Source organism: Pelagimonas phthalicica, from assembly GCF_004364805.1.
GTDB classification, from domain to species: Bacteria; Pseudomonadota; Alphaproteobacteria; order Rhodobacterales; family Rhodobacteraceae; genus Pelagimonas; species Pelagimonas phthalicica.
On the sequence record NZ_SOAP01000002.1, the window covers coordinates 542,221 to 564,593 of the forward strand.

General features: G+C 58.2%; 22 protein-coding genes, 2 tRNA genes and 1 pseudogene. 11 read left to right on the forward strand and 14 right to left on the reverse strand.

Annotated elements, in window-relative coordinates; genetic code table 11:
• Positions 1 to 192: 192 nt before the first annotated feature.
• The 4 genes from CLV87_RS12695 to CLV87_RS12710 form a co-directional block, all read right to left on the reverse strand.
• On the reverse strand, positions 193 to 1,401 hold the full coding sequence (locus tag CLV87_RS12695) for a beta-ketoacyl-[acyl-carrier-protein] synthase family protein (RefSeq protein ID WP_099245843.1): 1,209 nt from the start codon (positions 1,399 to 1,401) through the stop codon (positions 193 to 195).
• Positions 1,398 to 1,658 carry an acyl carrier protein gene (locus CLV87_RS12700; protein ID WP_099245844.1) on the reverse strand — a complete coding sequence of 87 codons (261 nt, stop codon included), beginning with the start codon at positions 1,656 to 1,658 and terminating at the stop codon, positions 1,398 to 1,400. Before CLV87_RS12700 ends, CLV87_RS12695 begins: the two co-directional genes overlap by 4 nt.
• 37 nt (positions 1,659 to 1,695) lie before the next feature.
• On the reverse strand, positions 1,696 to 2,787 hold the full coding sequence (gene lpxD / locus CLV87_RS12705) for a UDP-3-O-(3-hydroxymyristoyl)glucosamine N-acyltransferase (RefSeq protein ID WP_099245846.1): 1,092 nt from the start codon (positions 2,785 to 2,787) through the stop codon (positions 1,696 to 1,698).
• A gap of 109 nt (positions 2,788 to 2,896) precedes the next feature.
• Positions 2,897 to 4,534 carry a L,D-transpeptidase family protein gene (locus tag CLV87_RS12710; protein ID WP_235871920.1) on the reverse strand — a complete coding sequence of 546 codons (1,638 nt, stop codon included), beginning with the start codon at positions 4,532 to 4,534 and terminating at the stop codon, positions 2,897 to 2,899.
• A 353-nt stretch (positions 4,535 to 4,887) separates the two neighbouring features.
• Here CLV87_RS12710 and CLV87_RS12715 point away from each other — a divergent pair, with 353 nt between their 5' ends.
• A complete protein-coding gene (locus tag CLV87_RS12715; RefSeq protein ID WP_099245848.1) occupies positions 4,888 to 5,457 on the forward strand; it encodes a YcbK family protein in 570 nt (189 codons plus the stop codon).
• A 360-nt stretch (positions 5,458 to 5,817) separates the two neighbouring features.
• Here CLV87_RS12715 and CLV87_RS12720 read toward each other — a convergent pair.
• Both CLV87_RS12720 and CLV87_RS12725 read right to left on the reverse strand, forming a co-directional pair.
• Positions 5,818 to 5,894: transfer RNA gene (locus CLV87_RS12720), tRNA-Asp, on the reverse strand.
• 36 nt (positions 5,895 to 5,930) lie between these two features.
• A tRNA-Asp gene (locus CLV87_RS12725) sits at positions 5,931 to 6,007 on the reverse strand.
• 259 nt (positions 6,008 to 6,266) lie between these two features.
• Here CLV87_RS12725 and CLV87_RS12730 point away from each other — a divergent pair.
• Complete coding sequence (locus CLV87_RS12730; RefSeq protein WP_099245850.1) at positions 6,267 to 7,037, forward strand: polysaccharide deacetylase family protein; 771 nt, start codon at positions 6,267 to 6,269, stop codon at positions 7,035 to 7,037.
• A gap of 21 nt (positions 7,038 to 7,058) precedes the next feature.
• On the opposite strand, the gene CLV87_RS12735 is transcribed toward CLV87_RS12730, so the two are convergent.
• Positions 7,059 to 7,634, reverse strand: coding sequence for a tetratricopeptide repeat protein (locus CLV87_RS12735; protein ID WP_099245852.1), 576 nt, complete (start codon positions 7,632 to 7,634; stop codon positions 7,059 to 7,061).
• Between the two features lie 133 nt (positions 7,635 to 7,767).
• The gene (locus CLV87_RS12740) at positions 7,768 to 8,556 is read right to left on the reverse strand and encodes a winged helix-turn-helix domain-containing protein (protein WP_176556032.1); all 789 of its coding nucleotides are present in this window, start codon (positions 8,554 to 8,556) and stop codon (positions 7,768 to 7,770) included.
• Positions 8,557 to 8,714: 158 nt separating this feature from the next.
• Between CLV87_RS12740 and CLV87_RS12745 the strand changes: the two genes are divergently transcribed.
• The 6 genes from CLV87_RS12745 to tpiA all read left to right on the forward strand — a co-directional run bounded on the left by CLV87_RS12745 (position 8,715) and on the right by tpiA (position 12,114).
• Complete coding sequence (locus CLV87_RS12745) at positions 8,715 to 9,077, forward strand: SUF system Fe-S cluster assembly protein (protein WP_099245856.1); 363 nt, start codon at positions 8,715 to 8,717, stop codon at positions 9,075 to 9,077.
• Positions 9,078 to 9,126: 49 nt separating this feature from the next.
• Entirely contained in the window at positions 9,127 to 9,744 is a 618-nt protein-coding gene (locus CLV87_RS12750; RefSeq protein WP_099245858.1) for a hypothetical protein, read from the forward strand.
• Between the two features lie 40 nt (positions 9,745 to 9,784).
• Positions 9,785 to 10,531, forward strand: a complete 747-nt coding sequence (locus tag CLV87_RS12755; RefSeq protein WP_099245860.1) for a DUF3307 domain-containing protein — start codon at positions 9,785 to 9,787, stop codon at positions 10,529 to 10,531.
• 27 nt (positions 10,532 to 10,558) lie between these two features.
• The gene (locus CLV87_RS12760) at positions 10,559 to 10,936 is read left to right on the forward strand and encodes a HesB/IscA family protein (RefSeq protein WP_099245862.1); all 378 of its coding nucleotides are present in this window, start codon (positions 10,559 to 10,561) and stop codon (positions 10,934 to 10,936) included.
• 3 nt (positions 10,937 to 10,939) lie between these two features.
• Positions 10,940 to 11,263 (forward strand): TfoX/Sxy family protein, encoded by a 324-nt coding sequence (locus CLV87_RS12765; RefSeq protein WP_099245864.1) that lies wholly within the window; start codon positions 10,940 to 10,942, stop codon positions 11,261 to 11,263.
• 107 nt (positions 11,264 to 11,370) lie between these two features.
• Positions 11,371 to 12,114, forward strand: a complete 744-nt coding sequence (gene tpiA, locus CLV87_RS12770) for a triose-phosphate isomerase (RefSeq protein WP_099245866.1) — start codon at positions 11,371 to 11,373, stop codon at positions 12,112 to 12,114.
• Between the two features lie 190 nt (positions 12,115 to 12,304).
• Here tpiA and CLV87_RS12775 read toward each other — a convergent pair whose 3' ends face one another.
• The 6 genes from CLV87_RS12775 to CLV87_RS12800 all read right to left on the reverse strand — a co-directional run bounded on the left by CLV87_RS12775 (position 12,305) and on the right by CLV87_RS12800 (position 19,366).
• On the reverse strand, positions 12,305 to 13,681 hold the full coding sequence (locus tag CLV87_RS12775; RefSeq protein WP_099245868.1) for a TRAP transporter large permease: 1,377 nt from the start codon (positions 13,679 to 13,681) through the stop codon (positions 12,305 to 12,307).
• Positions 13,682 to 13,686: 5 nt separating this feature from the next.
• Positions 13,687 to 14,415 carry a TRAP transporter small permease gene (locus tag CLV87_RS12780; protein WP_099245870.1) on the reverse strand — a complete coding sequence of 243 codons (729 nt, stop codon included), beginning with the start codon at positions 14,413 to 14,415 and terminating at the stop codon, positions 13,687 to 13,689.
• Positions 14,416 to 14,607: 192 nt separating this feature from the next.
• Positions 14,608 to 15,612 (reverse strand): TRAP transporter substrate-binding protein, encoded by a 1,005-nt coding sequence (locus tag CLV87_RS12785; protein ID WP_099245871.1) that lies wholly within the window; start codon positions 15,610 to 15,612, stop codon positions 14,608 to 14,610.
• A gap of 244 nt (positions 15,613 to 15,856) precedes the next feature.
• The gene (locus CLV87_RS12790) at positions 15,857 to 17,104 is read right to left on the reverse strand and encodes a sigma-54-dependent transcriptional regulator (protein WP_099245873.1); all 1,248 of its coding nucleotides are present in this window, start codon (positions 17,102 to 17,104) and stop codon (positions 15,857 to 15,859) included.
• Positions 17,105 to 17,124: 20 nt separating this feature from the next.
• A complete protein-coding gene (locus tag CLV87_RS12795; RefSeq protein ID WP_099245875.1) occupies positions 17,125 to 18,858 on the reverse strand; it encodes a sensor histidine kinase in 1,734 nt (577 codons plus the stop codon).
• Between the two features lie 52 nt (positions 18,859 to 18,910).
• The gene (locus CLV87_RS12800) at positions 18,911 to 19,366 is read right to left on the reverse strand and encodes an Lrp/AsnC family transcriptional regulator (RefSeq protein WP_099245877.1); all 456 of its coding nucleotides are present in this window, start codon (positions 19,364 to 19,366) and stop codon (positions 18,911 to 18,913) included.
• A gap of 199 nt (positions 19,367 to 19,565) precedes the next feature.
• Here CLV87_RS12800 and cobA point away from each other — a divergent pair.
• The 3 genes and pseudogenes from cobA to CLV87_RS12815 all read left to right on the forward strand — a co-directional run.
• A pseudogene (gene cobA, locus CLV87_RS12805) lies at positions 19,566 to 20,309 on the forward strand (uroporphyrinogen-III C-methyltransferase); the annotation flags it as partial.
• A complete protein-coding gene (locus tag CLV87_RS12810) occupies positions 20,309 to 20,608 on the forward strand; it encodes a DUF2849 domain-containing protein (protein WP_099245881.1) in 300 nt (99 codons plus the stop codon). The pseudogene cobA and the gene CLV87_RS12810, both read left to right, overlap by 1 nt.
• An 87-nt stretch (positions 20,609 to 20,695) precedes the next feature.
• Positions 20,696 to 22,372, forward strand: a complete 1,677-nt coding sequence (locus tag CLV87_RS12815; RefSeq protein ID WP_099245882.1) for a nitrite/sulfite reductase — start codon at positions 20,696 to 20,698, stop codon at positions 22,370 to 22,372.
• Position 22,373 lies beyond the last annotated feature (1 nt).

A 22,373-nucleotide genomic window follows, 5' to 3' on the forward strand; every position in this document is an offset into this window, starting at 1 on the left:
CCTAGCGCGCCGCTTCGCGGTTTTCGGAGAGGTGAAAGGGGCCAGCCCCTCTTGCCGCAAGCGGCAATTCACCCCGGAGTATTTGCCACCACGAAGAAACACGAACACCTTTGGTTTCTTTGGGCCTAAAATATCTTGGGGGAGTCTGCTTGCAGACGGGGGCAACGCCCCCTGCCCGCTCACGTCAATAGGTTAGGGTCGCGCCAATGCGATGACTGCGTTCAGCCCGCCAAAAGCAAAGGCGTTGGACATGACCACGTCGACCTTGGCCTCGCGCGCCTCATTGGGGACCACGTCCAGGGCGCATTCGGGATCCGGCTCTTCGTAATTGATGGTTGGCGCGATCACGCCATCGCGCAGCGCCATCAAACAGGCGAGCAGCTCCACGGCACCGGTGCCGCCGATCAGATGGCCATGCATCGACTTGGTCGAGGAGATCATCAGATTGTCCGCATGGGCACCAAACACATCCGCAACCGCAGCGCATTCGGTTTTGTCATTGGCGGCCGTGCCGGTGCCATGGGCGTTGATATAGCTGACGCGCTCTTTCGCGATTTGGCCGTCCTTCAACGCACCTGAAATCGCCCGAGCCGCGCCTGCTTTGGACGGCATGACGATGTCAGCGGCATCCGAGCTCATGGCAAAACCGATGATTTCCGCCAGGATATCAGCGCCACGGGCGCGAGCGTGTTCGTATTCTTCAAAGACAAAGACACCAGCGCCTTCGCCCTGCACCATGCCGTTGCGGGTAGCAGAGAACGGGCGGCAGGCCTTTTTGGACATGACACGCAGCCCTTCCCAGGCCTTCACACCGCCAAAACACAACATCGCCTCGGACCCGCCGGTGATCATCGCCGGGGCCATACCCGAGCGCACCATCTGATAGGCTTGCCCCATGGCGTGGTTGGAGCTGGCGCAGGCGGTGGACACGGTAAAGGTCGGGCCGCGTAGGTTGAACTCCATGCTGACATGGCTGGCAGCGGCGTTGTTCATCAGCTTGGGCACCACAAAGGGATGCACCCTGTTCTTGCCCTCTTCATAGACGGCGCGAAAATTCTCGTCCTGCGTGGTCAGCCCGCCGCCGGAATTGCCCAGGATCACCCCGGAACGATCCGCAAGCTCGCCATGAAATTCGAGCCCCGATTGCGCCAGCGCCTGACGGGCGGCCAAAAGCGTGAACTGGGTGAACCGATCATAGAGCGAGAGCTGTTGGCGGTTGAAATAGGTCTCCGCCTCATAGCCCTGAACCTGCCCGCCGATCTTGATCGCCAGACGGTCCACATCCTGAAAGTCCAAAGGGCCAATGCCGCATGTGCCCTCTCGCATGGCAGCATAGGTGGCGGGGACATCAAAGCCGAGCGCATTGATGGTTCCCGCGCCGGTAATGACGACCCGTTTCACGAGACCTGCTCGGCAATCAGTTTTTCGATGCCTGCGATGATCTTGGCGACCGAGGAGATGTCAAAATCGCTCTCGCTGGGATCGTTGGCGTTGAAGGGCACCGAGATATCAAAGGCTTCTTCGATGGCGAAAATCGCTTCGACCAATCCAAGGCTGTCGATTCCGAGATCTTCTGGTGAGCTTTCCAATGTCACATCCGAGGGCTCGAGCAGAGCCTGTTCAGCAACAATTGCGATGACCTGGTCTTTGACGTTCATCTTCCCCGTCCTGTAACCGTTTCGCCTTCGCAGTGATTTAGTGCGTCCCAGTGAGTTTTGAAACAGCTTTTTTCAACTCCGCAACGTCGCGGAACAGGCGTGGCAGGCGGCGCAGGCCTTTGTAGCTTTCAACATGGGTGTCCATTTTGACCGCCGGATAGCCCAGCATAACGCGGCCCGCAGGCACGTTGGACAGAACCACCGAGGCCCCGCCCAGAATCGCCCGGTCGCCGATGGAGATATTGTCAGATACGCCCGATTGCCCGCCCAAGACCACATTGTTGCCGATCACGCTGGAGCCAGCGACGCCGACCTGAGAACAGAGCAGACAGTCATTGCCAATCACAACGTTATGGCCCACCTGCACCAGGTTATCGAGCTTGCAGCCATTTCCGATGCGTGTGTCGCGCACGGTACCACGGTCGATGCAGGAATTGGCCCCGATCTCAAGATCGTCACCAATGCTCACCCCGCCCAGTGAATGAATGCGGGCCCAAGATTGGGCGCTGTCGGTGCCCTCTTCGCCCAAGGAGGCGCGGGCCTTTTCGACGCCGGAGGGTTCTGGCGTGACAAAGGAGAAGCCGTCTGCTCCGATGCAGGCCCCGCCATGGGCAATCAGGCGATCGCCGATGGTGACGCGGTGGCAGACGCGAACGCCCGCATGCAGCAAAGCCCCCTGCCCGATCCGCGCCTGGGTGCCGATATAGCACTGCGGGCCGATCAGGGAGTTGTCACCAATCTCTGCCCCGGCCTCGATCACGGCAAAGGCTCCGACCGAGACATTTTCGCCCAAGGTAGCCTCGGGTGAGATGACTGCAGATGGGTGAATGCCGGTGGGATACTCCGGCCCCGGATCCAACATGGCAGACAGGCCCGACATGGCATAGCGCGGGCGTGGGGCCAGCAACACTGCCTTGAGCCCAAAGCCCTGCCAATCTGCGCCTTGCCACATCATCGCGGCCCGCGCGCTGCCCTGTGCCAGCCCTTTGGCGAATTCCGGTTTCATCGCAATGGCCAGTTGATCCGCCGCAGCGTCGGCAGGTTCTGCCACAGAGGTGATCCGCAGATCGCCGTCCCCTTCATAGGCAATGCTGAGCGTCTGCGCGATTTCTGCGATGGAATAGGACATAGAGGCTCCGCATTACTGTGTCGTGGCACAGGTGTAAGCCTTGCGCGGGCAAGAGAAAACCCCTCTGGAGGCTTGCCAAAGGGGTTTGGTCATCGTCTTGTTTATGCGTTCAGATCGAGCCGGTGCGCAGATTGACACCTGCATTGACCAGCGCGCTCCAGATCTTGGCATCGCGGCCATAGACATCGGGGCGATAGTTCATCTGCCCTTTGGCCTTGGTAAAGGCGGTGCGATAGATCAGGTGCACAGGCACATCCACCTCAAGATCGACATGAGTTTCCTGACGCGAATTCAGGATGCTTTTGAAGTAGTTGACCGGGTCATGATGCTGTTTGGCCAAGAGCGCATAGGCAAAGTCATGCGGATCATCCAGGCGGATGCAGCCATGGCTAAAGGTGCGCACTTCGCGCGCAAAGAGGTGCTGCGATGGGGTGTCGTGCAGATAGATGTTGTATTTGTTCGGGAACATGAATTTCACAGATCCCAGCGCATTACGCGGCCCCGGAGGCTGGCGCATGGAAAACGGGAAGGTGCGCGCGCTGTATTTGGCAAAGCCATGGCCACGGCTGACCACCCGGCCCCGCGCATCGATGATCTCAAGATGGCCAACGGCACCGGGATTGCCACGCAGCAGCGGCAGATATTCATTCACGATGATCGACCGCGGCACATACCAGGACGGGTTGATGACCATATGTTCCATCACATCGGAGAATTCCGGCGTGCGGCGGTCAAGGTCCTGATGACCAATCACCGATTTGGTTTCATAGGTCAGCTTGTTGTCGTCAAAGATTTGCGCGTGGTAATTGACCAGGTTCACTTTGACATGACGTTTGCCTAAGCCCTCAGGCAGGTTGATCCAACGCTCGCGCTCCATGGCGACCATGATGGATTTCAAACGCTGTTCCGGCGAGGTGTTGATCTGGCGCATGGTGCCAGAGCCGGCGACGCCGTCAGCCTTGAGCCCATGATCCTCTTGGAATTCCTGAACGGCGGCCTGCAGGGCATCATCATAGCGCGACGACAAAGAGCGGCGCATGTAGCCCATCTTGGTCAAACGATTGCGCAGGGCGACGACGGACCCGCCGCTTTGCCCCGGTTTCAAACTGCCCGACGGCACAACCGAGCCCCAACCGCCATGAGCGATGCGATGTTCCAGCTTGAGCTTGGCACGCATGAGGCGGGCATATTCCGGGCTGTTCGGGGCCAGGCTGCGCAGCACGGCGCGCGGATCTTCGTCGACAAGGCGTTGCAGCAGCATCTGACCGTCGCGATGCGGCAGTTTTCGTTTGATACCGGAATCGATGCGCGCCGGGACAAGCATCCCGGATTGCAGATCACGGGCAAAACGCAGGTAGATCTGTGACAGTTCCACTTCGAGCAAGCCACGCTCGCGCCCGGTTTGCACCTGGGCGAGCTTTGCCATCAGCATGTCTTTATTATAACGGCTCACCGGAAGCCCGTGATCATCCGCCATGGAAAAGGCTTCGATCAAAGCCAGGCGGCGGGCGCGATCTTCGGGGGCGTCGCTGGTCCAGATCGGTCCGAATCCACGGGCGCGGTAAAAGGCGGCCATCTGTTCATCATCGCCCAACTGTTCGGCCACGGCCTGTTTGTAGGCGGTGACCTGAAAGGAGAACCCATCATTTTCCTGTGCCTGCGCCGTTCCCGCCGCGAGCCAGATCGCCCCGGCTGCAATCAATGCGGTTGTCCAGCTTTTCCTGCGATGCATTGCTGAAAATTTCATTCAAAAAACCCCTGTCACACGCGCCTTTTTATCTATTCTCTTTGTATTCAAACACCTGTCCCTGTCCACTCACATTTGTGACAGAAGGTGAAAGGTTTTGAACGCGGGTCCGCCAGAACACGGCCAAGCTGTTGATTGCACATTCTCGCCACAGTTCATGGGGAATTTGGCAGAAAACTGCCCATTTCCCCTTGATCCTCGCAAAGCGGCCAAATCTTACTTTTTTAGCAACCCGATTCGTGCCATACCAATGTCGACATCTGGGGATAGATGGCAGGTTGTGATCCGCAACATGCAGGAAAGCATGGCGGGACACGCGAAACAAGGAATGGCGACGGGACAGGCGCTTAAACATGGCAGATTTCAATTCAGGCAGCATTTCGCGGCGGGGCGTTCTTGGCGCATTTGCAGCGACGGCAGTGGCAGCAGCCCCAACATATACAAATGCCGCAGGTTTCCTGCGCGGCGGTGGCGATATTCGCCGTATCCGCATGTATAGCGGGCGCACCGGCGAACGGATCGACATGATTTACTGGATCGAGGGCAAGTACCTTGCCGACGCGGTCAAGGAAATCAACTACTTCATGCGCGACTGGCGCACCAATGACGTCAAAAAGATGGACCTGCGCACGGTCGACATCATGGCGGCGGCGCATAACCTGATGGATGCGTCGGAACCCTATATGCTGATTTCCGGCTATCGCAGCCCGAAAACCAACGCGATGCTGCGCTCTCGTTCCAGCGGCGTTGCCAAGAATTCCCGCCATTTGCGCGGTCAGGCCGCTGATCTGCGTCTTGCCTCGCGGTCGGTCAACCAAATGTACAAGGCGGCCGTGTCCTGCGGCGGCGGCGGCGTGGGCCGGTATTCCAAATCCAACTTTGTCCATATGGATTGCGGCCCTGTTCGCAGCTGGGGTCGCTAACCCCCGGTTTCCTTTACACATATCTGTCCCATCAAGCGCCTCGATCACTCGGGGCGCTTTTGTTTTGGCATTAGGATGCACTGTCAGTCTCTGCGGGACACAGAAACTGACGCGCATAAATGCGCCAAAACTGGTCTGTCTGGTAAAAGTGAGGATAGTGGCAGCAGACAGTAAGGGGATGTTAACCCGCCCTGCCCCGAAAAAGACAGTCAGGGATTCCCTGCCTTTTGTGCAAGTTTTAATGAATGGTGGCTGTGTCGGCTGAGGGCCGACCGAAAAACGGCATCCCGCAAAAACAAAAGCGCCCCGAAACGGAGCGCTTTGTTCTAGTGCCGATTTACTTGGTGTTCCAAGTAAAAGTGGCGCGGTTGACGGGGCTCGAACCCGCGACCCCCGGCGTGACAGGCCGGTACTCTAACCATCTGAGCTACAACCGCGTATGACACGCAGGCCTAGGTTTCGGTGGGCAGCGGTGGCGCGGTTGACGGGGCTCGAACCCGCGACCCCCGGCGTGACAGGCCGGTACTCTAACCATCTGAGCTACAACCGCTCGCTGCCGCCCGAGCCATATTGGCCGTGGCGTGAGAGGCCTTTTATGGGTAGGTGCCGGGGTCGTCAAGCGAATTTCCAAACCTTTTTGCAGCATTTTTCACCGGGCCTATTTTTACCATAAGACAACCGTGTCTTAGCGGTCACTGAGGGTGTGTTTCAGCCCTTTGAAGCCACGATTCAGCTTGCTTTGACGCAAGGCGACGGGCTTTTTCTTAACATCTGCTTAATTTGCCATTTTCTGCCAAGGATGGCCCCCTATGACTACTTTTTCCCGCCGGACGTTCCTGTCCGCAGGATCGGCTGCGTGTGTTTTGGCGCAGCCCCAGATGGCCCAGGCCGCTGCCCCGGCCATTTCCTTGCCAAAGGATGCATCGCGCCGTGATTCCGCGACCGTGATGGCCGTCAAAACCAGCACACCTGTGGTTGCCATGACCTTTGATGACGGGCCCCATCCCAGCCTGACGCCAAAGCTTTTGGATATGCTCAAGGCCCGCAACCTGCGCGCCACGTTCTATCTGATCGGCAATCGCGTGGTGACCTGGCCCGATATTGTCAAACGGATCGCCGATGAGGGGCATGAGATTGGCAATCACAGCTGGTCACACCCGAATCTGGCCAAGCATTCCAATGCTTCGGTGCTGTCGCAGATCGATCGGACCACCGATGCAATCTATAAGGTCACGGGCCGCCCGCCGGTGACCTTCCGCCCGCCTTATGGATCTTTCACCAAGCGCCAGCGCCTGATGCTGTATAAAGAGCGCAACCTGCCGACGATTCTTTGGTCGGTGGATCCGCAAGACTGGCGCCGCCCTGGTGCCAGCGTGGTGGCCAAGCGAATCCTCAAACATTCGCGCCCCGGTGCCATTATCCTCAGCCATGACATTCAAAGCGGCACGGTCAAAGCCATGCCGAACACCTTTGACGGGCTGACCGCGCGCGGGCTGCATTTTGGCACTGTGAGCCAGATGATGGGCTGGCCTTTGTGGCAGAAACGCAATTTCCGCCGGGTGGCGCAGAAAAAAGGTTAAGCTCTGCGCCTTTCCGGAGAGTTAGAACAACCGCTGTTCGTATTTCCATTCATCCGCATCCGGCGTGACGGAATCGAGGTCGAAATCGTTGTCGATCAGGTGCTGGGCACTGGTATCCCCCATTTCTGCAGCTTTGCGGATCATGGCTTCGCCCGCCTGTTGATCCTGCACAACCCCGCGCCCGCGTAGCAAATCGAGCCCAAAGTTGAACGCCGCCACCTCTGAGCCAAGCTCCATGGCGCGGCGATCAAGCTCGGCGGCGGCTTCGGGGTCTTCGGGGCCACCCAGCCCGTTATCATGCATCCAGGACAGCCAGGTCATGCCCTGAACGTTGCCTTCACGAGTGATGCGTTCAAAGATTTCACGCGCGACTTTGTGATTCCCCTCTTTGGCCGCGCCATAGCCGAGCACACCCATCATCGGATGAGATTCGCCATAGCGCATCCGATCCAGGGCACCGCGCAGGGACAGCTCTTCGGGGTTCAATATGCCCTGATCGTCGCCCGGGTTATATCCTTCGGTTGTGTATGTCTGCGCGCCAAGGCCCGGTGCGGTCAGATACAGGGCAAGGCCCATCATCAAAGCGACTGGTTTCATGCTGGATCTCCTCTTGGGGTCCTTGAGCTGTTTCAAGGATTCTCAGGCCATCAGAACAAAGACTGCTCTGTCATGTGTCAGAATGGCGTGAGAGACTTGCAAGAAACTTGCAAAATCGTGGCGGCGCAGGGGGTTATCCCGGAACGCGATAACCTTGCCCATAGACCGTCTCGATCAATTCGGTATCGCCAAGCTTGCGCCGAAGCGCCAGCATATGCTGATCGAGCGCGCGGGAATTGGGCATATAATCCCGCCCCCACGCGGCGTCATAGAGCGAATCCTTGCTGACGACCTCGCCCTGATGGGTGTGAAGATGACGCAGAATGGCGATGTCACGGGCACCCAAAGGCTGTTCCTGCCCGTCGATCACACAGGTGCTGCGGCGGGGATTGATCTGCACCGCCCCAATGGCAAAGCTTTCGGGATCGCTGGGCGTGGTGGGACGGCGGCGCAAGAGCAAAAAGAAGGCCGCAATCCCGACAATGGCAAGGGTGATGGTAAGGTAGAACCAGGTCAGGGCGCGCTGGAAATAGGCAAAGCCTGTATTATCCGGCTCTGGTTGTGTCCCCAAGAGTTCCGCATCAAGCACGAGGCAAATCGCCGGTGTGCTGCGGCAATGAAACAGCCGGTCCGGCGACAAGGCGCTGGTCACGGTTTTGCCTGATCCGGCTTGTTGCTGCAGCGCGCGCAGCTCGTCCCGGTTGTCCAACACCAGCGAGTCGCTGTGAAATGCCAGGGTGTTGGCGGGGGGAAAGATCACCTCCCCGGCTGTATCCCATTTGATCACGCCCAGAATCTCGGGCGTTTTTGCAATATGCAGGCGCAACTCTTGGTTTGTATCGGGCAACCGCGCCAGCATGTCCTGAAACACGCTGGCAGACCCAATCGCAGGTGCCAGCATGAGCATTGCAGAAATTGCCACGACCTGTTTCATCTGACCTATATCCACCCAATGGCGACCCTTGGTGTCAGACCCTAAAAGGTCGCAGGGGTAAAAACCATGCGGCAAAGGTCGGCCCTTTACCCCGGCCCATGAGTTTCCTATATGTTTTTATCAAGAATAACGTGGAAGGACCGGCAATGACTGATGCCAGCCCCCAAATGGAAGGCGCACCGCTGATCGCGCCCTCTAGCACTGATCACGCGCTTTACGACTCGGTCGTTGAGGCGTGCCGCACCGTGTTTGACCCAGAAATCCCGGTGAATATCTATGATCTTGGCCTGATCTATACGATTGATATTTCTGATGAAAACATCGTCAGCGTCATCATGACCCTGACCGCGCCGGGCTGCCCGGTTGCTGGCGATATGCCGGGCTGGGTGCAAGAGGCGATTGAACCGGTGGCCGGGATCCAGCAGGTCAAGGTTGACCTGACATGGGAGCCGCCCTGGGGCATGGAAATGATGTCGGACGAGGCGCGGCTGGAATTGGGCTTTATGTAAGATAGCGTTTAAGCTTCCTTTTTAGCAAAGGAAGTGGTATAGCTTTCTCATGAAACTCACCGTTCTCACCGGCGATATTGTCGGATCAACGAAATTGACAGAAGCAGTTCTGGATGAGGCCATGGCGGCCTTGGCTGGGGCTGCTTCTTTTGTGTCTGGCTGGGATGAGCGCCCTGCCCTGTTTGGGCGCCGTGGTGGCGATGGCTGGCAATTGGCGCTGGGCGCGCCGCATTACGGGTTGCGCGCGGCGCTTTATCTACAGGCCAACCTACGCAAGCTCGACAAATCCCTGTCGACTCGCATCGCCTTGGCCAGTGGCGCCGGTGATTTGCCCAAGGATGGCGATATCAACAGCGCCCATGGGGTCGCCTTTGTCGCCTCGGGCCGTTTTCTTGACAGTATTTCCGGGCATATCCGCATGGGTCATGCGGAAAATGCCCTTTTTGATGCTGTAACAGCCCTGGCCGATCAGATCGCCCAAGGCTGGACACAGGCTCAGGCGCGATCCATGGCCGAGATCCTGCCCCCCAACGCCCCCAACCGCGCCGAAATCGCCACACAGCTGGGCATCTCCCGCCCTGCGGTCAATCAGGCCTTGTGGTCCGCAGGCTATCCGGGCCTGGAACGGGCCATTGCCCAGTGGGAAAGCCTGGATTGGTCAGAGTGATGAAAGCAAAACCAGTTTCTTCCCGCAAAAGGAAGCTCTCATGCCTTCTTTGATGATTGACCCTGCCGTGGCACAAAGCTTTGCCGCGCTGCTTTTGGCGCATGTGCTGGCGGATTTCACCTTTCAAGCCGATTGGATGGTGCGGCGTAAACAGCAACCGCTGGTGCTGCTCTGCCATATTGCCGTGGTCTTTGCCCTGACAACCCTGCTGTTGGGCGGCATCTGGCAAGTGGCGCTTGTGGTCTCGCTTGCACATCTGATCATCGACGCGATCAAGACCTGGGCCCTGCCCGATCACATCCGCACAGGTTTGCGCGCCTTTCTGATTGATCAGGCCGCCCATATCCTGACGCTGGTTTGCGCGGCGATCTGGTGGCCCGGGGCCATCACCCAAGGGATCTGGGCCGATTACGCCGCTCTCGCCCTGCCCCCGGCCATTTTGCTGACCGGATTTGTTTTGTCCGTCACCGCAGGCGGTTACGTGGTCGGCATGCTGACCGCGCGCTGGGCCAATGTGGTCGATGATCAGGAACCGGGCCTGCCCGATGCGGGCAAATTGATCGGACAATTGGAACGCAGCATGATCTTTCTGCTGGTCGTCATTGGCCAGCCCGGAGGTGTCGGCTTCCTGATCGCCGCCAAATCGGTTCTGCGTCTGGACACCGCAAAACAAGGGCGTCAGGCCAGCGAATATGTGATCATCGGCACCATGGCCTCTTTCGCCTGGGCGCTGGGCAGCACATATGCGATGATCGGCCTTCTTGAGATCGTAACCAAAGCGCCCTAGATAGGGAATGCACCAAAGAGGTATTCCATGTTCAACATTCCGGGCAAAAACGCCGTGACCATGACTCCGGCAGCGATCAAGCAGATCACCAAGCTGATGGACCGTGACGGCCGTCACGGTTTGCGTATCGGCGTCAAAAAGGGCGGCTGCGCGGGTATGGAATATACCATGGATTACGTTGATGCCGCCGATCCCAATGATGAGGTCGTGGAACAGGATGGCGCACGGGTGCTGATCGCGCCCATGGCGCAGATGTTCCTGTTTGGCACGGAAATTGATTATGAGACCTCGTTGCTGGAAAGCGGTTTCAAGTTCCGCAATCCCAATGTGACAGATGCCTGCGGCTGCGGGGAATCGATCAAATTCAAAGACGTAGAAGAGCTGCGCGCTGAACAGCAGGGCTAAGCCATGGCGATTTCCGAAGATGAAATCGCTTTTGCTTTGGAGTTGTTTGAGGGCCTCGCCCCGCTGACCACCCGCAAGATGTTTGGTGGGCTGGCGATCTATTGCAACGGGGTGATCTTTGCCATTGTCATGTCGGGCGGTGTGATCCGGCTCAAAGGTCAGGGTGAGATGGTCGCGCGATTTGAGTCGCTTGGCCTGGAGCATTGGACCTATCAGCGCCCCGGTCATAAACCAGCAGCCATGCCCTATTGGACGCTGCCCGACAGCGCGCTTGAAGATCCCGATGAGGCCTGTGATCTGGCCCGCGAAGCCCTGCGCCATCTCTGACTTTCCCTTGGCCGCGCTTCGTGGCAAGACACACGCGACGGGCCGACGCCTTGCGCGCGGCGGTAAATTGGCGATGATAGCGCCAACATTTTATTGGGGAGAGAGTCATGCGACGCAAACTGGCCGCAGGAAATTGGAAAATGAACGGAACACAAGCATCGCTGGCCGAGCTGGCAGCAATGCAAACCGCCGTGACTGACGCTGTTGACGTTTTGATCTGCCCTCCGGCAACTTTGGTCGCGACTGCGGCGGCGCAGTCTGGCGATATCGCCATTGGTGGGCAGGATTGCCACGCCAATGTCTCGGGCGCGCATACCGGTGATATCTCCGCCGACATGCTTAAGGATGCCGGCGCAGGATATGTGCTGACAGGCCATTCCGAACGCCGCACCGATCATTCAGAAAGTGACGCTGATGTTGCAGCAAAGTCCAAAGCTGTATGGGATGCGGGGCTGATTGCGGTGGTCTGCATCGGTGAAACCCTGGAAGAACGCGAAAGCGGCGAAACCCTGCGGGTGATTGGCCGCCAATTGGCGGAATCGATCCCGGATGGGGCCAGCGCTGCCAACACTGTCGTGGCCTATGAGCCGGTCTGGGCCATTGGCACCGGCAAGGTCCCCACACCAGAGCTGATCGCCGAGGTGCATGATTTCATGCGCGCCGAGCTGACCAAACGCTTTGGGGCCGAGATCGCAAATGGCACCCGCCTGCTCTATGGCGGCTCGGTCAAAGCGTCTAACGCGGTTGAGATCTTTGCCACCTCCAATGTGGATGGGGCGCTGGTGGGCGGCGCGTCGTTGAAAGCGGCGGATTTCAACCCGATCATCGAGGCCCTCTCGGCAAGCGCCTAAACGATGGCGGATGCGAGGGGCCAGCCCCTCGCGCTCCCCGGGATATTTTTGGCCCAAAGAAACACAAGGCGCTTCTTCTTGGTCCAAATACTCTTAATCCAACCTTGCAACGTAAAACGACGCCCCGGATGGAGCGTCGCTTTTTGTGTTTCGTAAATTATGAGCGCGGACGCGCATAATTTGATTGCGCTTAGTGCGTCACGATCTCGGGCCCCATGAAGGTTGTCGGCAGGTAGGTCGACAGCCAAGGGATATAGGTCACCATGATCAGGAAGACGAAGAGCACCGCGAGGAAAGGCAGGGCTGCGCGCACGACCCGCATCATCGGCATCCCGGCCACGCCCGAGGTCACAAAGAGGTTGAGACCAACCGGCGGTGTGATCATACCGATTTCCATATTCACCACCATGATGATACCCAGATGGATCGGGTCGATCCCAAGTTCGATGGCAATCGGGAAGACCAGCGGCGCCACGATCACGATCAGGCCCGAAGGTTCCATGAACTGACCACCAATCAGCAGGATGATATTGACGATCACCAGGAACATCACCGCACCAAAGCCAACATTGATCATCGCGCCGGCAATTTGCTGCGGGATTTGTTCGTCGGTCAGAACATGCTTGAGGATCAAGGCATTGGCGATGATGAACATCAGGGTGATGGTCAGCTTGCCAGCTTCGAACAACGTGTCTTTGGTGTCTTTGTGGAAAAAGGCGGTGATGATGGCGATGGGCTTGCGGGCCAGAGACAGGTTCTTGCCGCCCTCTTTATTGGCCAGAGGCCCCATATCGCGATAGATGAAGTTCGCGATGAAGAAGGCATAGACCGCTGCCACAGCTGCCGCTTCGGTTGGGGTAAAGATACCGCCATAGATGCCGCCCAGGATGATGACGATCAGGAACAGGCCCCAGATCGCTTCAAAGCCGGAGTCGAACACCTCGCGCCAGCCGCGCCATTCGCCTTTGGGCAGGTTCTTGAAACGGGCGATCACATAGATGGTGATCATCAGCATGGTGCCGGCCATCAGACCCGGGATCACACCGGCGAGGAACATACGACCGACCGAAACCTCAACCGCGGAGGCGTAGACAACCATCACGATGGAGGGTGGGATCAGGATGCCAAGGGTGCCCGCATTGGCGATGACACCGGCGGCGAAATCCTTGGAATAGCCAACCTGACGCATCCCGGCGATGACGATGGAACCGATGGCTACAACCGTGGCTGGGCTGGAGCCGGACAGGGCCGCGAACAGCATACAGGCAAAAACGCCCGCAATCGCCAACCCACCGTGGAAATGACCCACAATCGCGATGGAAAAGCGGATGATCCGCCGCGCCACACCACCGGTGGACATAAAGCTGGAGGCAAGGATGAAGAAGGGAATGGCCAGCAGGGTATAATGCCCCGCCATCGCCTGAAAGAAGCTTTGCGCAACAGAGCCAAGCGAGGTGTCAGACAGGACCAACAGGAAGATGATCGAAGAGAAGCCAAGGGAGACCGCGATCGGCACACCGATCAGCATCAGGCCAATGACCATCATAAAGAGAATGGCGACGTCCATTTTGCTTAGTCCTCTTTGTTAAGATGGGCGACGTCATCGACCGCATCTTCGGCTTCGTGGCTGACGATCAGGCTGTCTTCGGCACCGGTCCAGATTTTCCAGGTGGCCTGCAGAAAGCGATAGAGCAACAGCGCTGCCCCGACGGGCAGAATGACATAGGGAATGAAGCGCGGGATCTTTTCATAAGCTTCGCCCTGGTTGAAGATCGGCTCGATAAAGCGCAGCCAATCCGGCATGATGATATCGCCAACCTCATACCAGGCCTGATCGCGGCTATTGGCGAAGCCGGTCGGGAACCAGCGGCCCGATGTGGCGTCAAACCCGGCGAAGGGAGCCCAGTAATCCCAGGAACCTTTGAGCAACAGGAAGGCATAGGCGACACAGATCGCCGCCGCTGTCAGGCCCAGAACACGCCGCGCTGTGGGGGAGACCATGTTCAGCACCACGTCAACGCCCAGATTGGCGGTCTTTTTCACCGCATAGCTGATGCCGAACAGCACGAGCCAGGCAAAAAGAAAGCTGGTCAGTTCAAGCGCCGAGATCATCGAGCGTGGCATCTCGATACCGATCACACCTTCAAAGGAGCGCCACCAGGACGAGTTGAAGACATAGCGCACGATCACATTCACGAAGGTGATCAATGTCATCGCCCCCAGGATGATCGCAATAAAGGTTTCCTCAAGCTCGTCGATGAACCCGCCGATCAATGAGGTGTTCGGGGATTTTTCAGACATCCCACCCTCCGTTCTCCAGAATTGGATAGTTCTGCGTTTTGCAAAAACTGACACAGCAAAGCCTAGCACGCCAAATGGCGTCCATGAACGTTGATCATGTCAGAAGAAACAGGTTTGCCGAGTGCTGTGACCATACGCTCGGAAAAACCCGGCCCGAAACGCGGCGGGCCGGGTCAGTTCAAGCCCGAGGGCTTAGAACATTTGGTTGGTTTTTTGTGCTGCGTCGATGTTTTCCTGGCCTACATCGTCTTTGAACTGGTCCCAAACCGGCTTCATGGTTTCAACCCATGCTGCGCGCTGTTCCGGGGTCAGCTGGCGCACAACGCCGCCCGCGTCGATGACCGACTGTTTGGCCGCCTGGTTCACGGTATAGGCTTCGCTGTTCCGTGTCTCGGTGACTTCGTTGATGATAGTGGCCAGTTGGGTCTGAACATCTTCAGGCAGGCTGTCCCAGAAATCGGTCGAGGTCACGAGGAGGTAGTCGATGATACCGTGGTTGGTTTCGGTGATACCGTCCTGAACTTCAAAGAACTTTTTGCCGTAGATGTTGGACCAGGTGTTTTCCTGACCATCCACAACGCCGGTTTGCAGCGCGCCATAGACTTCGGAGAATGCCATTGGCTGCGGCGAGCCACCCAGAGCCGCCATTTGTGCCTTGAGCACTTCGGAGTTCTGAACGCGGAATTTCAGACCTTCGGCATCCGATGGGTTTTCCAGCGGCTTGTTCGCCGACATCTGCTTCATGCCATTGTGCCAGAAGGCCAGGCCCAGCAGACCGCGACGGGTCATTGATTCTTTCATCGCCTGACCGGTGTCAGAATTCTGGAACGCGTTCACGGCATCCATGTTCTTGAACATGAAAGGCAAGTCAAAGATGCGGAACTGTTTGGTGAACTGCTCGAATTTCGACAAGGAGGGCGCGGCCAGTTGAACGTCGCCGTTCAGCATCGCTTCGAGAACCTGGTTGTCGTTGTAAAGAGTGGAGTTCGGGAACACCTCGAGGCAGACCTTGCCGTTCATCTCTTCGTTGACGCGCTGCTCCAGCAGGCTGGCAGCGATGCCTTTGGGGTGCTTGTCGGTGTTGGTGACGTGGCTGAACTTGATGACGATTTCGCCTTCGTCGCAGGCCGCCATGGCGGTGGTGGCGCTGGTCATCAAAGCGGTGGCCGCAACGGCGGACATCAGAAACTTCTTCATGGGTATCCTCCCCAAAATTGTCATTTTCGTTGGCGTCCCCTCCTCGGGTTGCCGACGGGTTAACAAAACCGGGGCAAGAGAATCGGATCAAGCGCGGGGTTTGAAATTCTGTCTTGGGGGAATTTTTGTCGCAAAAACCGAGTGTTGCCGCAAAATCAGGCAGAGGGTGACCAGAGGTGTGAGCAAAGCTGTGCGAATTCCCGCACAACTGTTAGCGGTGGTTGTGCGGATTTCCGCACAAGTTTCACGAATCGCGATTCGATTCTTGGGACGGCTTGAAATCTTCGGGCTTGAGCCCATATTTTGCCAGCTTGTCGTAAAAGGTCTTGCGCGGCAGTTTCAGCGCTTCGGCAGCGGCGCGCGCCTGCCCCTGCGCCTTGCCAAGCGCCTCGGCCAAAAGCGAGCGTTCGACTTGCGCCAATCTATCCGCCAGGCCCAGCCCTTCGCCTGCTTGAGGGGCCTCACCGCCAACCCCAAGCACCAAACGCATCGCCTCGGACATCAAGGCACGGGCATTGCCGGGCCAATCGCGGGCCATCAGATCGGCCAGTTGGTCCTCTGACACCTCCGGCATCGGCTGGCCTGCTTGTTCCGCAGCCTGCGAGACATAGTGACGGAAGATAACCGGGATGTCCTCGGGCCGCTCGCTGAGGGCTGGAATGCGCAATTGCATCACATCCAGCCGGTAATACAGTTCGAACGAAAACTCGCCCGCATCCACCTGTTTGCTCAGATCACGGGTGGTGCCGCCGATCAGGGTCGCCCCGCCCTGCTCTACCAGATCCAGCAGCGCCAGTTGCGCGTCTTTGGAGAGCGCGCCAATTTCATCCAGGAACAGCGTACCATTGGCGCAGGCCTCCCAGATTTGTGTCAGATCACTTCGGGTTAACCCCGCTGCGGCGCGCTTTTCAAAGGGGGCTTTGGCGCGCATGGAACATAAATGCACGACCTCGGCGATTTTGGAGATACCCGATCCGGGCGCGCCTGAAATCAACACATCCGTATCAGCCTGCGCCGCTGCGCGCGCCTTTTTACGCAGTGCGTCAGCTTTGGACGAAACGCCAAAAATCATCCGCGCTGCCGGGTCACCGTCTTCCATTTGCGCCTTGAGATGGCGGTTCTCAAGAACCAACCCGCGCGTATGCAGTGCCCGATTAACAATGGACAGCAAATCATTGGTGCCACAAGGTTTTTCAAGAAACCCAAATGCCCCTTGCGACATGGCCCGAACGGCCATGGGAATGTCGCCTTCGCCCGTCAACAGGATCACGGGAAGGTCCGTATCCTGCGCGCGCGCATGGTCCAGCAGGTGAAACCCATCACGACCCGGCATACGAATATCGGAGACGATCACCCCGTCAAAGGCGGGCGTGATGTGATCCTTGGCCTCAAGGAACGACCCGGCAGTCAGCGTGTCGATATCGGCAAGTTCAAGGGTTTGCGACAGGGCCTGGCGCACCTCGAAATCGTCATCGACCAATAAAACCTTCATCCTAGCTGGCTCCCATCCCCTTAATCTGAGCTCCAATATTCGAGTTCTACGGTGAACATCGCGCCATGTTCGGCATTGCTGCCACGGATCTGGCCGCCAAAGCTTTGGACCAGCCCGTAAGAAATGGAAAGCCCCAGACCCATGCCCTCGCCAACTTCCTTGGTCGAGTAAAAGGGTTCAAAGATACGATCCGGATCTGCGATCCCGGGGCCGGAATCAGAAACATTTACAGAGAGTTGTTCGCCATTGTTAATCTCGATCCTGATGCTCTTCTGCTCAAGTCCCGCCATGGCATCTGCGGCATTGTTGATCAGGTTGACAAAGACCTGGCTTAGCCGAACCTCGCCGCCACGGGCATAAACCGGGCCTTTGGTGGCCTTTGGGTCCCAATCAAGCGTGACGCCGTCGCTGGCCAAGCGCGCCTCGGTCAATTCGACGGCGGATTGGATCACACCGACTAGGTCAACCTTGCCCATCGGTTCATTTTCATTGCGGGCAAAGGCGCGCAAATTGGTGATGATACGCGCCGCGCGGGTGGCCAATTGCGAAATGCGGGAAAGGTTTTCACCAGCCTTTTCCGGACGCCCGCGAGTTAGAAAAGACTCCCCATTTTCAGCATATTGCCGGATAGCCATAAGAGGTTGGTTTAACTCGTGACTGATCCCCGCCGACATTTGCCCCAGCGCTGACAGCTTGCCCGCCTGCACCAGATCGGCCTGCGCCTTGCGCAAGGCGGCCTCGGCGTCTTGGCGCTCTTTGACCTCATGGCGCAGGGCGTCATTGGCTTGCTCCAGATCTTGCGTGCGGTCCCTGACTCGCGTTTCCAAGATCACATTGGCGCGGGCCAAGGTGCGCCGACGAATGTCAGCCACAACCAGAACCGCCCCCAAGACCAGCCCGAGCACCGCAACAATTCCGGTCTGCAACCCCGCAAGACGCTGGGCCGGACCAACATCCAAAAGCGCCTCGCCCGTCATGCCGATCACTGGCAAGGGTTGTTTCAGGTATAGCGCCGTGGAGGGCACGTAGGGGCTGAGCGATTGGTGCCAGAAATCATGACCGCTTTCGGTCTCAATCCGCACCTCATGCAACTCACCTGCTGGATCAACAAAACCCCGCAACCCTTTCTTCCAGAATAAAAGTTCTGAGCGGCTGGTCACGAAAATCTGGCCAAGATCATCAGAAAAGAACACCGCCGGACGCGAGGCGCGCCATTCCTGTTCCAGCCGGTCGATATCCACCGCGACCACCAAGATACCGCGCACGCCACCCGTTTCCTCGAAACTGGGCGAGGCAAAGTAATAGGCGCGGCGCCCAAACTGATCGCTGATGCCATGGCTGGCCCCAAGCGCCCCATCGCTGGCCCGCAGGAACACAGGCGCGATGGACCGCTCGCGATCATCCCCCTGATGTGATGCCGCCAAGACCTGCCCGTCGCGATCAAGGTAAAGCGCCATCATCGCGCCGGTCTTGTCCACGGTTTCCAGCAACAGATTATCTGCGGCCGCGCGCAGACCGCCGGAATGCAGGTCCGCCAAAGCGGGATGATCGGACAAAAGCACGGCGGTTGAGCGGTAGCGCAGCAATCCCGCCACCAACCGGTCAGAGGCCAAAGCCAGGTCGGATTCCCCGCGCGCTGCGATCTGCCCCAAGGCCTGCGCATAGGAATAGCTCCACGCGCCCCAGGTCACAGCCGCCACGCAAAGAAGATACAGCGCGATGCCAAGCGTTCTGAGGGATGAGCGGTGTGTCATAAGGGTTTGTACCATCCAAGCGGCGCGGGCTGCCAGCCTGTCCTGTCGCAGCTCAGAGCGGCAAGGCGGTTGTTGCCTTGATCTCTTCCATCGAGAGAAGCGCGGTCACATTGTGGACTTTGACCTCGGAAATCAGCGCCTGATAGAAGACGTCATAAGCGCGGGCGTTTTCGACGCGGACCTTGAGGATGTAATCGATATCCCCGGCCAGACGATGCGCCTCTTGCACCTCGGGGCGCGCACGCAGGGCAGCGAGGAATTTTTGCTGCCAATCCGCCTCGTGCTCAGACGTGCGGATCAAAACAAAGAAAGTTGCCTCAAAACCAAGGGCTTCGGCATCAAGGATCACGGTCTGCGCACCAATGATCCCGGCCTCGCGCATCTTGCGTATGCGATTCCAAACCGGGGTCTTGGAAGAGCCCACTTCGCGGGCAATTTCATCCAAGGATTGCGCTGCGTCGCGTTGCAGCGAAATGAGGATTTTCCGGTCTGTGTCGTCGATCTTCATTTTTGTTCCTGTTTTTGCCAAATCGAGGAACCTGGCTCCCCCGCCTGCGGAAACTTAGAACATCTTTCCTTATTTGCCCAGGCATATAGCGAAGATGCGGGAAAATTTCCTATATTGCAGTGCAGAAACACAAAGGTTCACACCCATGCTGGCTCAGCTGTTCAAATCATCGCGCAACGTACACCCTGCCCCGACACCAGGAAAAGTGCGTTTTGTTGGTGCGGGTCCCGGTGATCCGGATCTGCTGACGCTCAAGGCGCTGGATGCTTTGCAGGCGGCAGATGTGGTGATCCATGACGGGTTGGTGCCGAACCAGATTGTCCTGCTGGCGCGCAAGGCGGTCAAGATCATTCCGGTCGGCAAAAAAGGCTTTGGCCACCATACTCCGCAGGAAGAGATCAATGCCCGCATCGTCGAAAATGCCTTGCAGGGGCATACTGTCGTGCGCCTGAAGGGCGGCGATCCGACCGTATTTGCCCGTCTGGACGAAGAGATCGAAGCCGTTGAGGCCGCCGATCTGACCTATGACATCGTGCCCGGCATCACCGCCGCCTCGGCCAGCCTGTCGGCCATTGGTCAATCGCTGACCAAGCGGGGCCGCAATGCCTCGGCCCGTATTCTGACCGGTCACGACATGAAGGGGTTTGCCGATCACGATTGGCGCGCCCTTGCCCAATCCGGCGAAGTCGCCGCCATCTATATGGGCAAGCGCGCCGCGCGCTTTATCCAAGGCCGGTTGCTGATGCATGGAGCCGCGCCCGATACGCCCGTGACATTGGTGGAAAATGCCAGCCGCGCCGATCAGCGCATCCTGGCCACCACCCTGACCCAATTGCCTGACCTCGTGGATCAGGCTGACCCGAAAGGCCCGGCACTGATGCTGTGGGGATTGTCCCCGCGCGACGCTGCCGCCCAAGACATTCTCGTACAGGAGCTAGCCTGATGCCCAAGGCGTTTACCCCCAAAGTGATCACCGCCAATGCCTTGATCGAAGGTGATGTGGTTTATTTCTCGGAAACAAATGACTGGGTGCGCGATCTGGCCCAGGCCGAGCTGCTGACCGATGAGGCCGTGGCAGATGCCCGCCTGATCGAGGCCAGCGCGCAGCAAGACAAGATCGTCGGGGCCTATCTGACCGATATGGCCGCAGGTGACAACGGCCCGCAGCCGGTGCATTTCCGCGAAGATTTTCGCGCCACCGGCCCATCCAACTATTTCCACGGCAAACAAGCCGCTCACTGACATCGCAACACGCGCCCAAATTCCATCCATGGAATTTGCAAATTCCGTTGACGGAATTTGGACCGCCAAGCCCAGAGGAAACGAGCCATGTATAGCTATTCCGACTTTGACCACGCCTTTGTCGCCGAACGCAATCGTCAGTTCCGCAACCAGGTCGAACGCCGCATCTCTGGCGCGCTGACCGAGGATGAATTCCGCCCGCTGCGCCTGATGAACGGGTTGTACCTGCAGCTGCACGCCTACATGCTGCGCGTTGCCATTCCCTATGGCACGCTGAGCTCGCGTCAGATGCACAAGCTGGCCGATATCGCCGATAAGTGGGACAAGGGCTATGGCCATTTCACCACCCGTCAGAACATCCAGTATAACTGGCCCAAGCTGAGCGATGTGCCAGATATGCTGGACGCGCTGGGTGAGGTGCAGATGCACGCCATTCAGACCTCGGGCAACACGATCCGCAACGTGACCGCCGATCATTTCGCCGGTGCCGCGGCGGATGAGATCGCCGATCCGCGCCCGGTGGCCGAACTGCTGCGCCAGTGGTCCACCGACCACCCGGAATTCCAGTTCATGCCGCGCAAGTTCAAGATCGCCGTGTCGGGTTCCGAGGCGGATCGCGCCGTGCTGCGCGCCCATGACCTTGCCTTCCAGATCGTCAAGAATGAGGCGGGTGAGATCGGCTATAAGGTTATCGTGGGGGGCGGTCTGGGCCGCACGCCGATGATCGGCAAGGTGCTGCGTGACTTCCTGCCTCAGGCGGATCTGCTGCCCTATGCCGAAGCCATCGTTTCGGTGTGGAACGTGCTGGGCCGCCGCGACAACAAATACAAAGCCCGCATCAAGATCACGGTGCATGAGCACGGCATCGAAGAGATCAGCCGTCTGGTGGAAGAGCGCTTTGAATACACCAAGCCTTTGTTCAGCGGGACCGATCAGGAACAGTTGAAGGCGATTGAAGCACAGTTTGCCGCGCCTGACTTTGTCTCCAAAGGCACCGAGAACTTTGATCGCGCCTATGACAGCGACCCGGTCTTCCGGTCCTGGGCGGACACCAACCTGTCTGCTCATAAGGCGGATGGTTATGCGATTGCTCAGATCTCAATCAAGAAACATGGCGACACGCCGGGCGATGCCAGCAGCGCGCAAATGCGCGTCATGGCCGATATCGCCAAGGAATTTGGCCATAATGAGCTGCGCATCAGCCATGAGCAAAACGTGGTACTGCCGCATGTCCACAAGGATGACCTGCCCGAGATTCATGCCCGTTTGAAGGCGCATGATCTGGCCACCGCCAATATCGGTCAGATCTCTGACATCATCGCCTGCCCCGGCATGGATTACTGCGCGCTGGCCACGGCCCGCTCGATCCCGGTTGCGCAACAGATCGCGACCCGTTTCGACGAGCTGAAGCTCGAGCATGATATCGGCCATCTGCAGATCAAGATCTCGGGCTGCATCAACGCCTGTGGTCACCACCATGTGGCACATATCGGCATCCTGGGTCTCGACCGGGCCGGCGTTGAAAACTACCAGATCACGCTGGGCGGTGACGCCACGCAGACTGCGGCCATTGGCACCCGCACCGGCCCGGGCTTTGCCTATGACGAGATCGTTCCAGCGGTCGAGCGTCTGGTTGCGGCCTATCTGGAGCTGCGCCTAAACGAGGACGAAACCTTCCTCGAGACCTATCGCCGTGTTGGCATGCCTCCGTTCAAAGAGGCGCTGTATGGCGAAGCGGCAACCAAACGCGTAAAGGCGGCCTGAG

Excerpts from the sequence above, each read along its gene's own strand:
- CLV87_RS12700 (WP_099245844.1), bottom strand. The coding sequence starts at position 1,658 with ATGAACGTCAAAGACCAGGTCATCGCAATTGTTGCTGAACAGGCTCTG.
- lpxD (WP_099245846.1), bottom strand. The coding sequence starts at position 2,787 with ATGTCCTATTCCATCGCAGAAATCGCGCAGACGCTCAGCATTGCCTAT.
- CLV87_RS12710 (WP_235871920.1), bottom strand. The coding sequence starts at position 4,534 with ATGAAATTTTCAGCAATGCATCGCAGGAAAAGCTGGACAACCGCATTG.
- CLV87_RS12715 (WP_099245848.1), top strand. The coding sequence starts at position 4,888 with ATGGCAGATTTCAATTCAGGCAGCATTTCGCGGCGGGGCGTTCTTGGC.
- CLV87_RS12730 (WP_099245850.1), top strand. The coding sequence starts at position 6,267 with ATGACTACTTTTTCCCGCCGGACGTTCCTGTCCGCAGGATCGGCTGCG.
- CLV87_RS12735 (WP_099245852.1), bottom strand. The coding sequence starts at position 7,634 with ATGAAACCAGTCGCTTTGATGATGGGCCTTGCCCTGTATCTGACCGCA.
- CLV87_RS12745 (WP_099245856.1), top strand. The coding sequence starts at position 8,715 with ATGACTGATGCCAGCCCCCAAATGGAAGGCGCACCGCTGATCGCGCCC.
- CLV87_RS12750 (WP_099245858.1), top strand. The coding sequence starts at position 9,127 with ATGAAACTCACCGTTCTCACCGGCGATATTGTCGGATCAACGAAATTG.
- CLV87_RS12755 (WP_099245860.1), top strand. The coding sequence starts at position 9,785 with ATGCCTTCTTTGATGATTGACCCTGCCGTGGCACAAAGCTTTGCCGCG.
- CLV87_RS12760 (WP_099245862.1), top strand. The coding sequence starts at position 10,559 with ATGTTCAACATTCCGGGCAAAAACGCCGTGACCATGACTCCGGCAGCG.
- CLV87_RS12765 (WP_099245864.1), top strand. The coding sequence starts at position 10,940 with ATGGCGATTTCCGAAGATGAAATCGCTTTTGCTTTGGAGTTGTTTGAG.
- tpiA (WP_099245866.1), top strand. The coding sequence starts at position 11,371 with ATGCGACGCAAACTGGCCGCAGGAAATTGGAAAATGAACGGAACACAA.
- CLV87_RS12775 (WP_099245868.1), bottom strand. The coding sequence starts at position 13,681 with ATGGACGTCGCCATTCTCTTTATGATGGTCATTGGCCTGATGCTGATC.
- CLV87_RS12780 (WP_099245870.1), bottom strand. The coding sequence starts at position 14,415 with ATGTCTGAAAAATCCCCGAACACCTCATTGATCGGCGGGTTCATCGAC.
- CLV87_RS12785 (WP_099245871.1), bottom strand. The coding sequence starts at position 15,612 with ATGAAGAAGTTTCTGATGTCCGCCGTTGCGGCCACCGCTTTGATGACC.
- CLV87_RS12790 (WP_099245873.1), bottom strand. The coding sequence starts at position 17,104 with ATGAAGGTTTTATTGGTCGATGACGATTTCGAGGTGCGCCAGGCCCTG.
- CLV87_RS12795 (WP_099245875.1), bottom strand. The coding sequence starts at position 18,858 with ATGACACACCGCTCATCCCTCAGAACGCTTGGCATCGCGCTGTATCTT.
- CLV87_RS12800 (WP_099245877.1), bottom strand. The coding sequence starts at position 19,366 with ATGAAGATCGACGACACAGACCGGAAAATCCTCATTTCGCTGCAACGC.
- CLV87_RS12810 (WP_099245881.1), top strand. The coding sequence starts at position 20,309 with ATGCCCAAGGCGTTTACCCCCAAAGTGATCACCGCCAATGCCTTGATC.
- CLV87_RS12815 (WP_099245882.1), top strand. The coding sequence starts at position 20,696 with ATGTATAGCTATTCCGACTTTGACCACGCCTTTGTCGCCGAACGCAAT.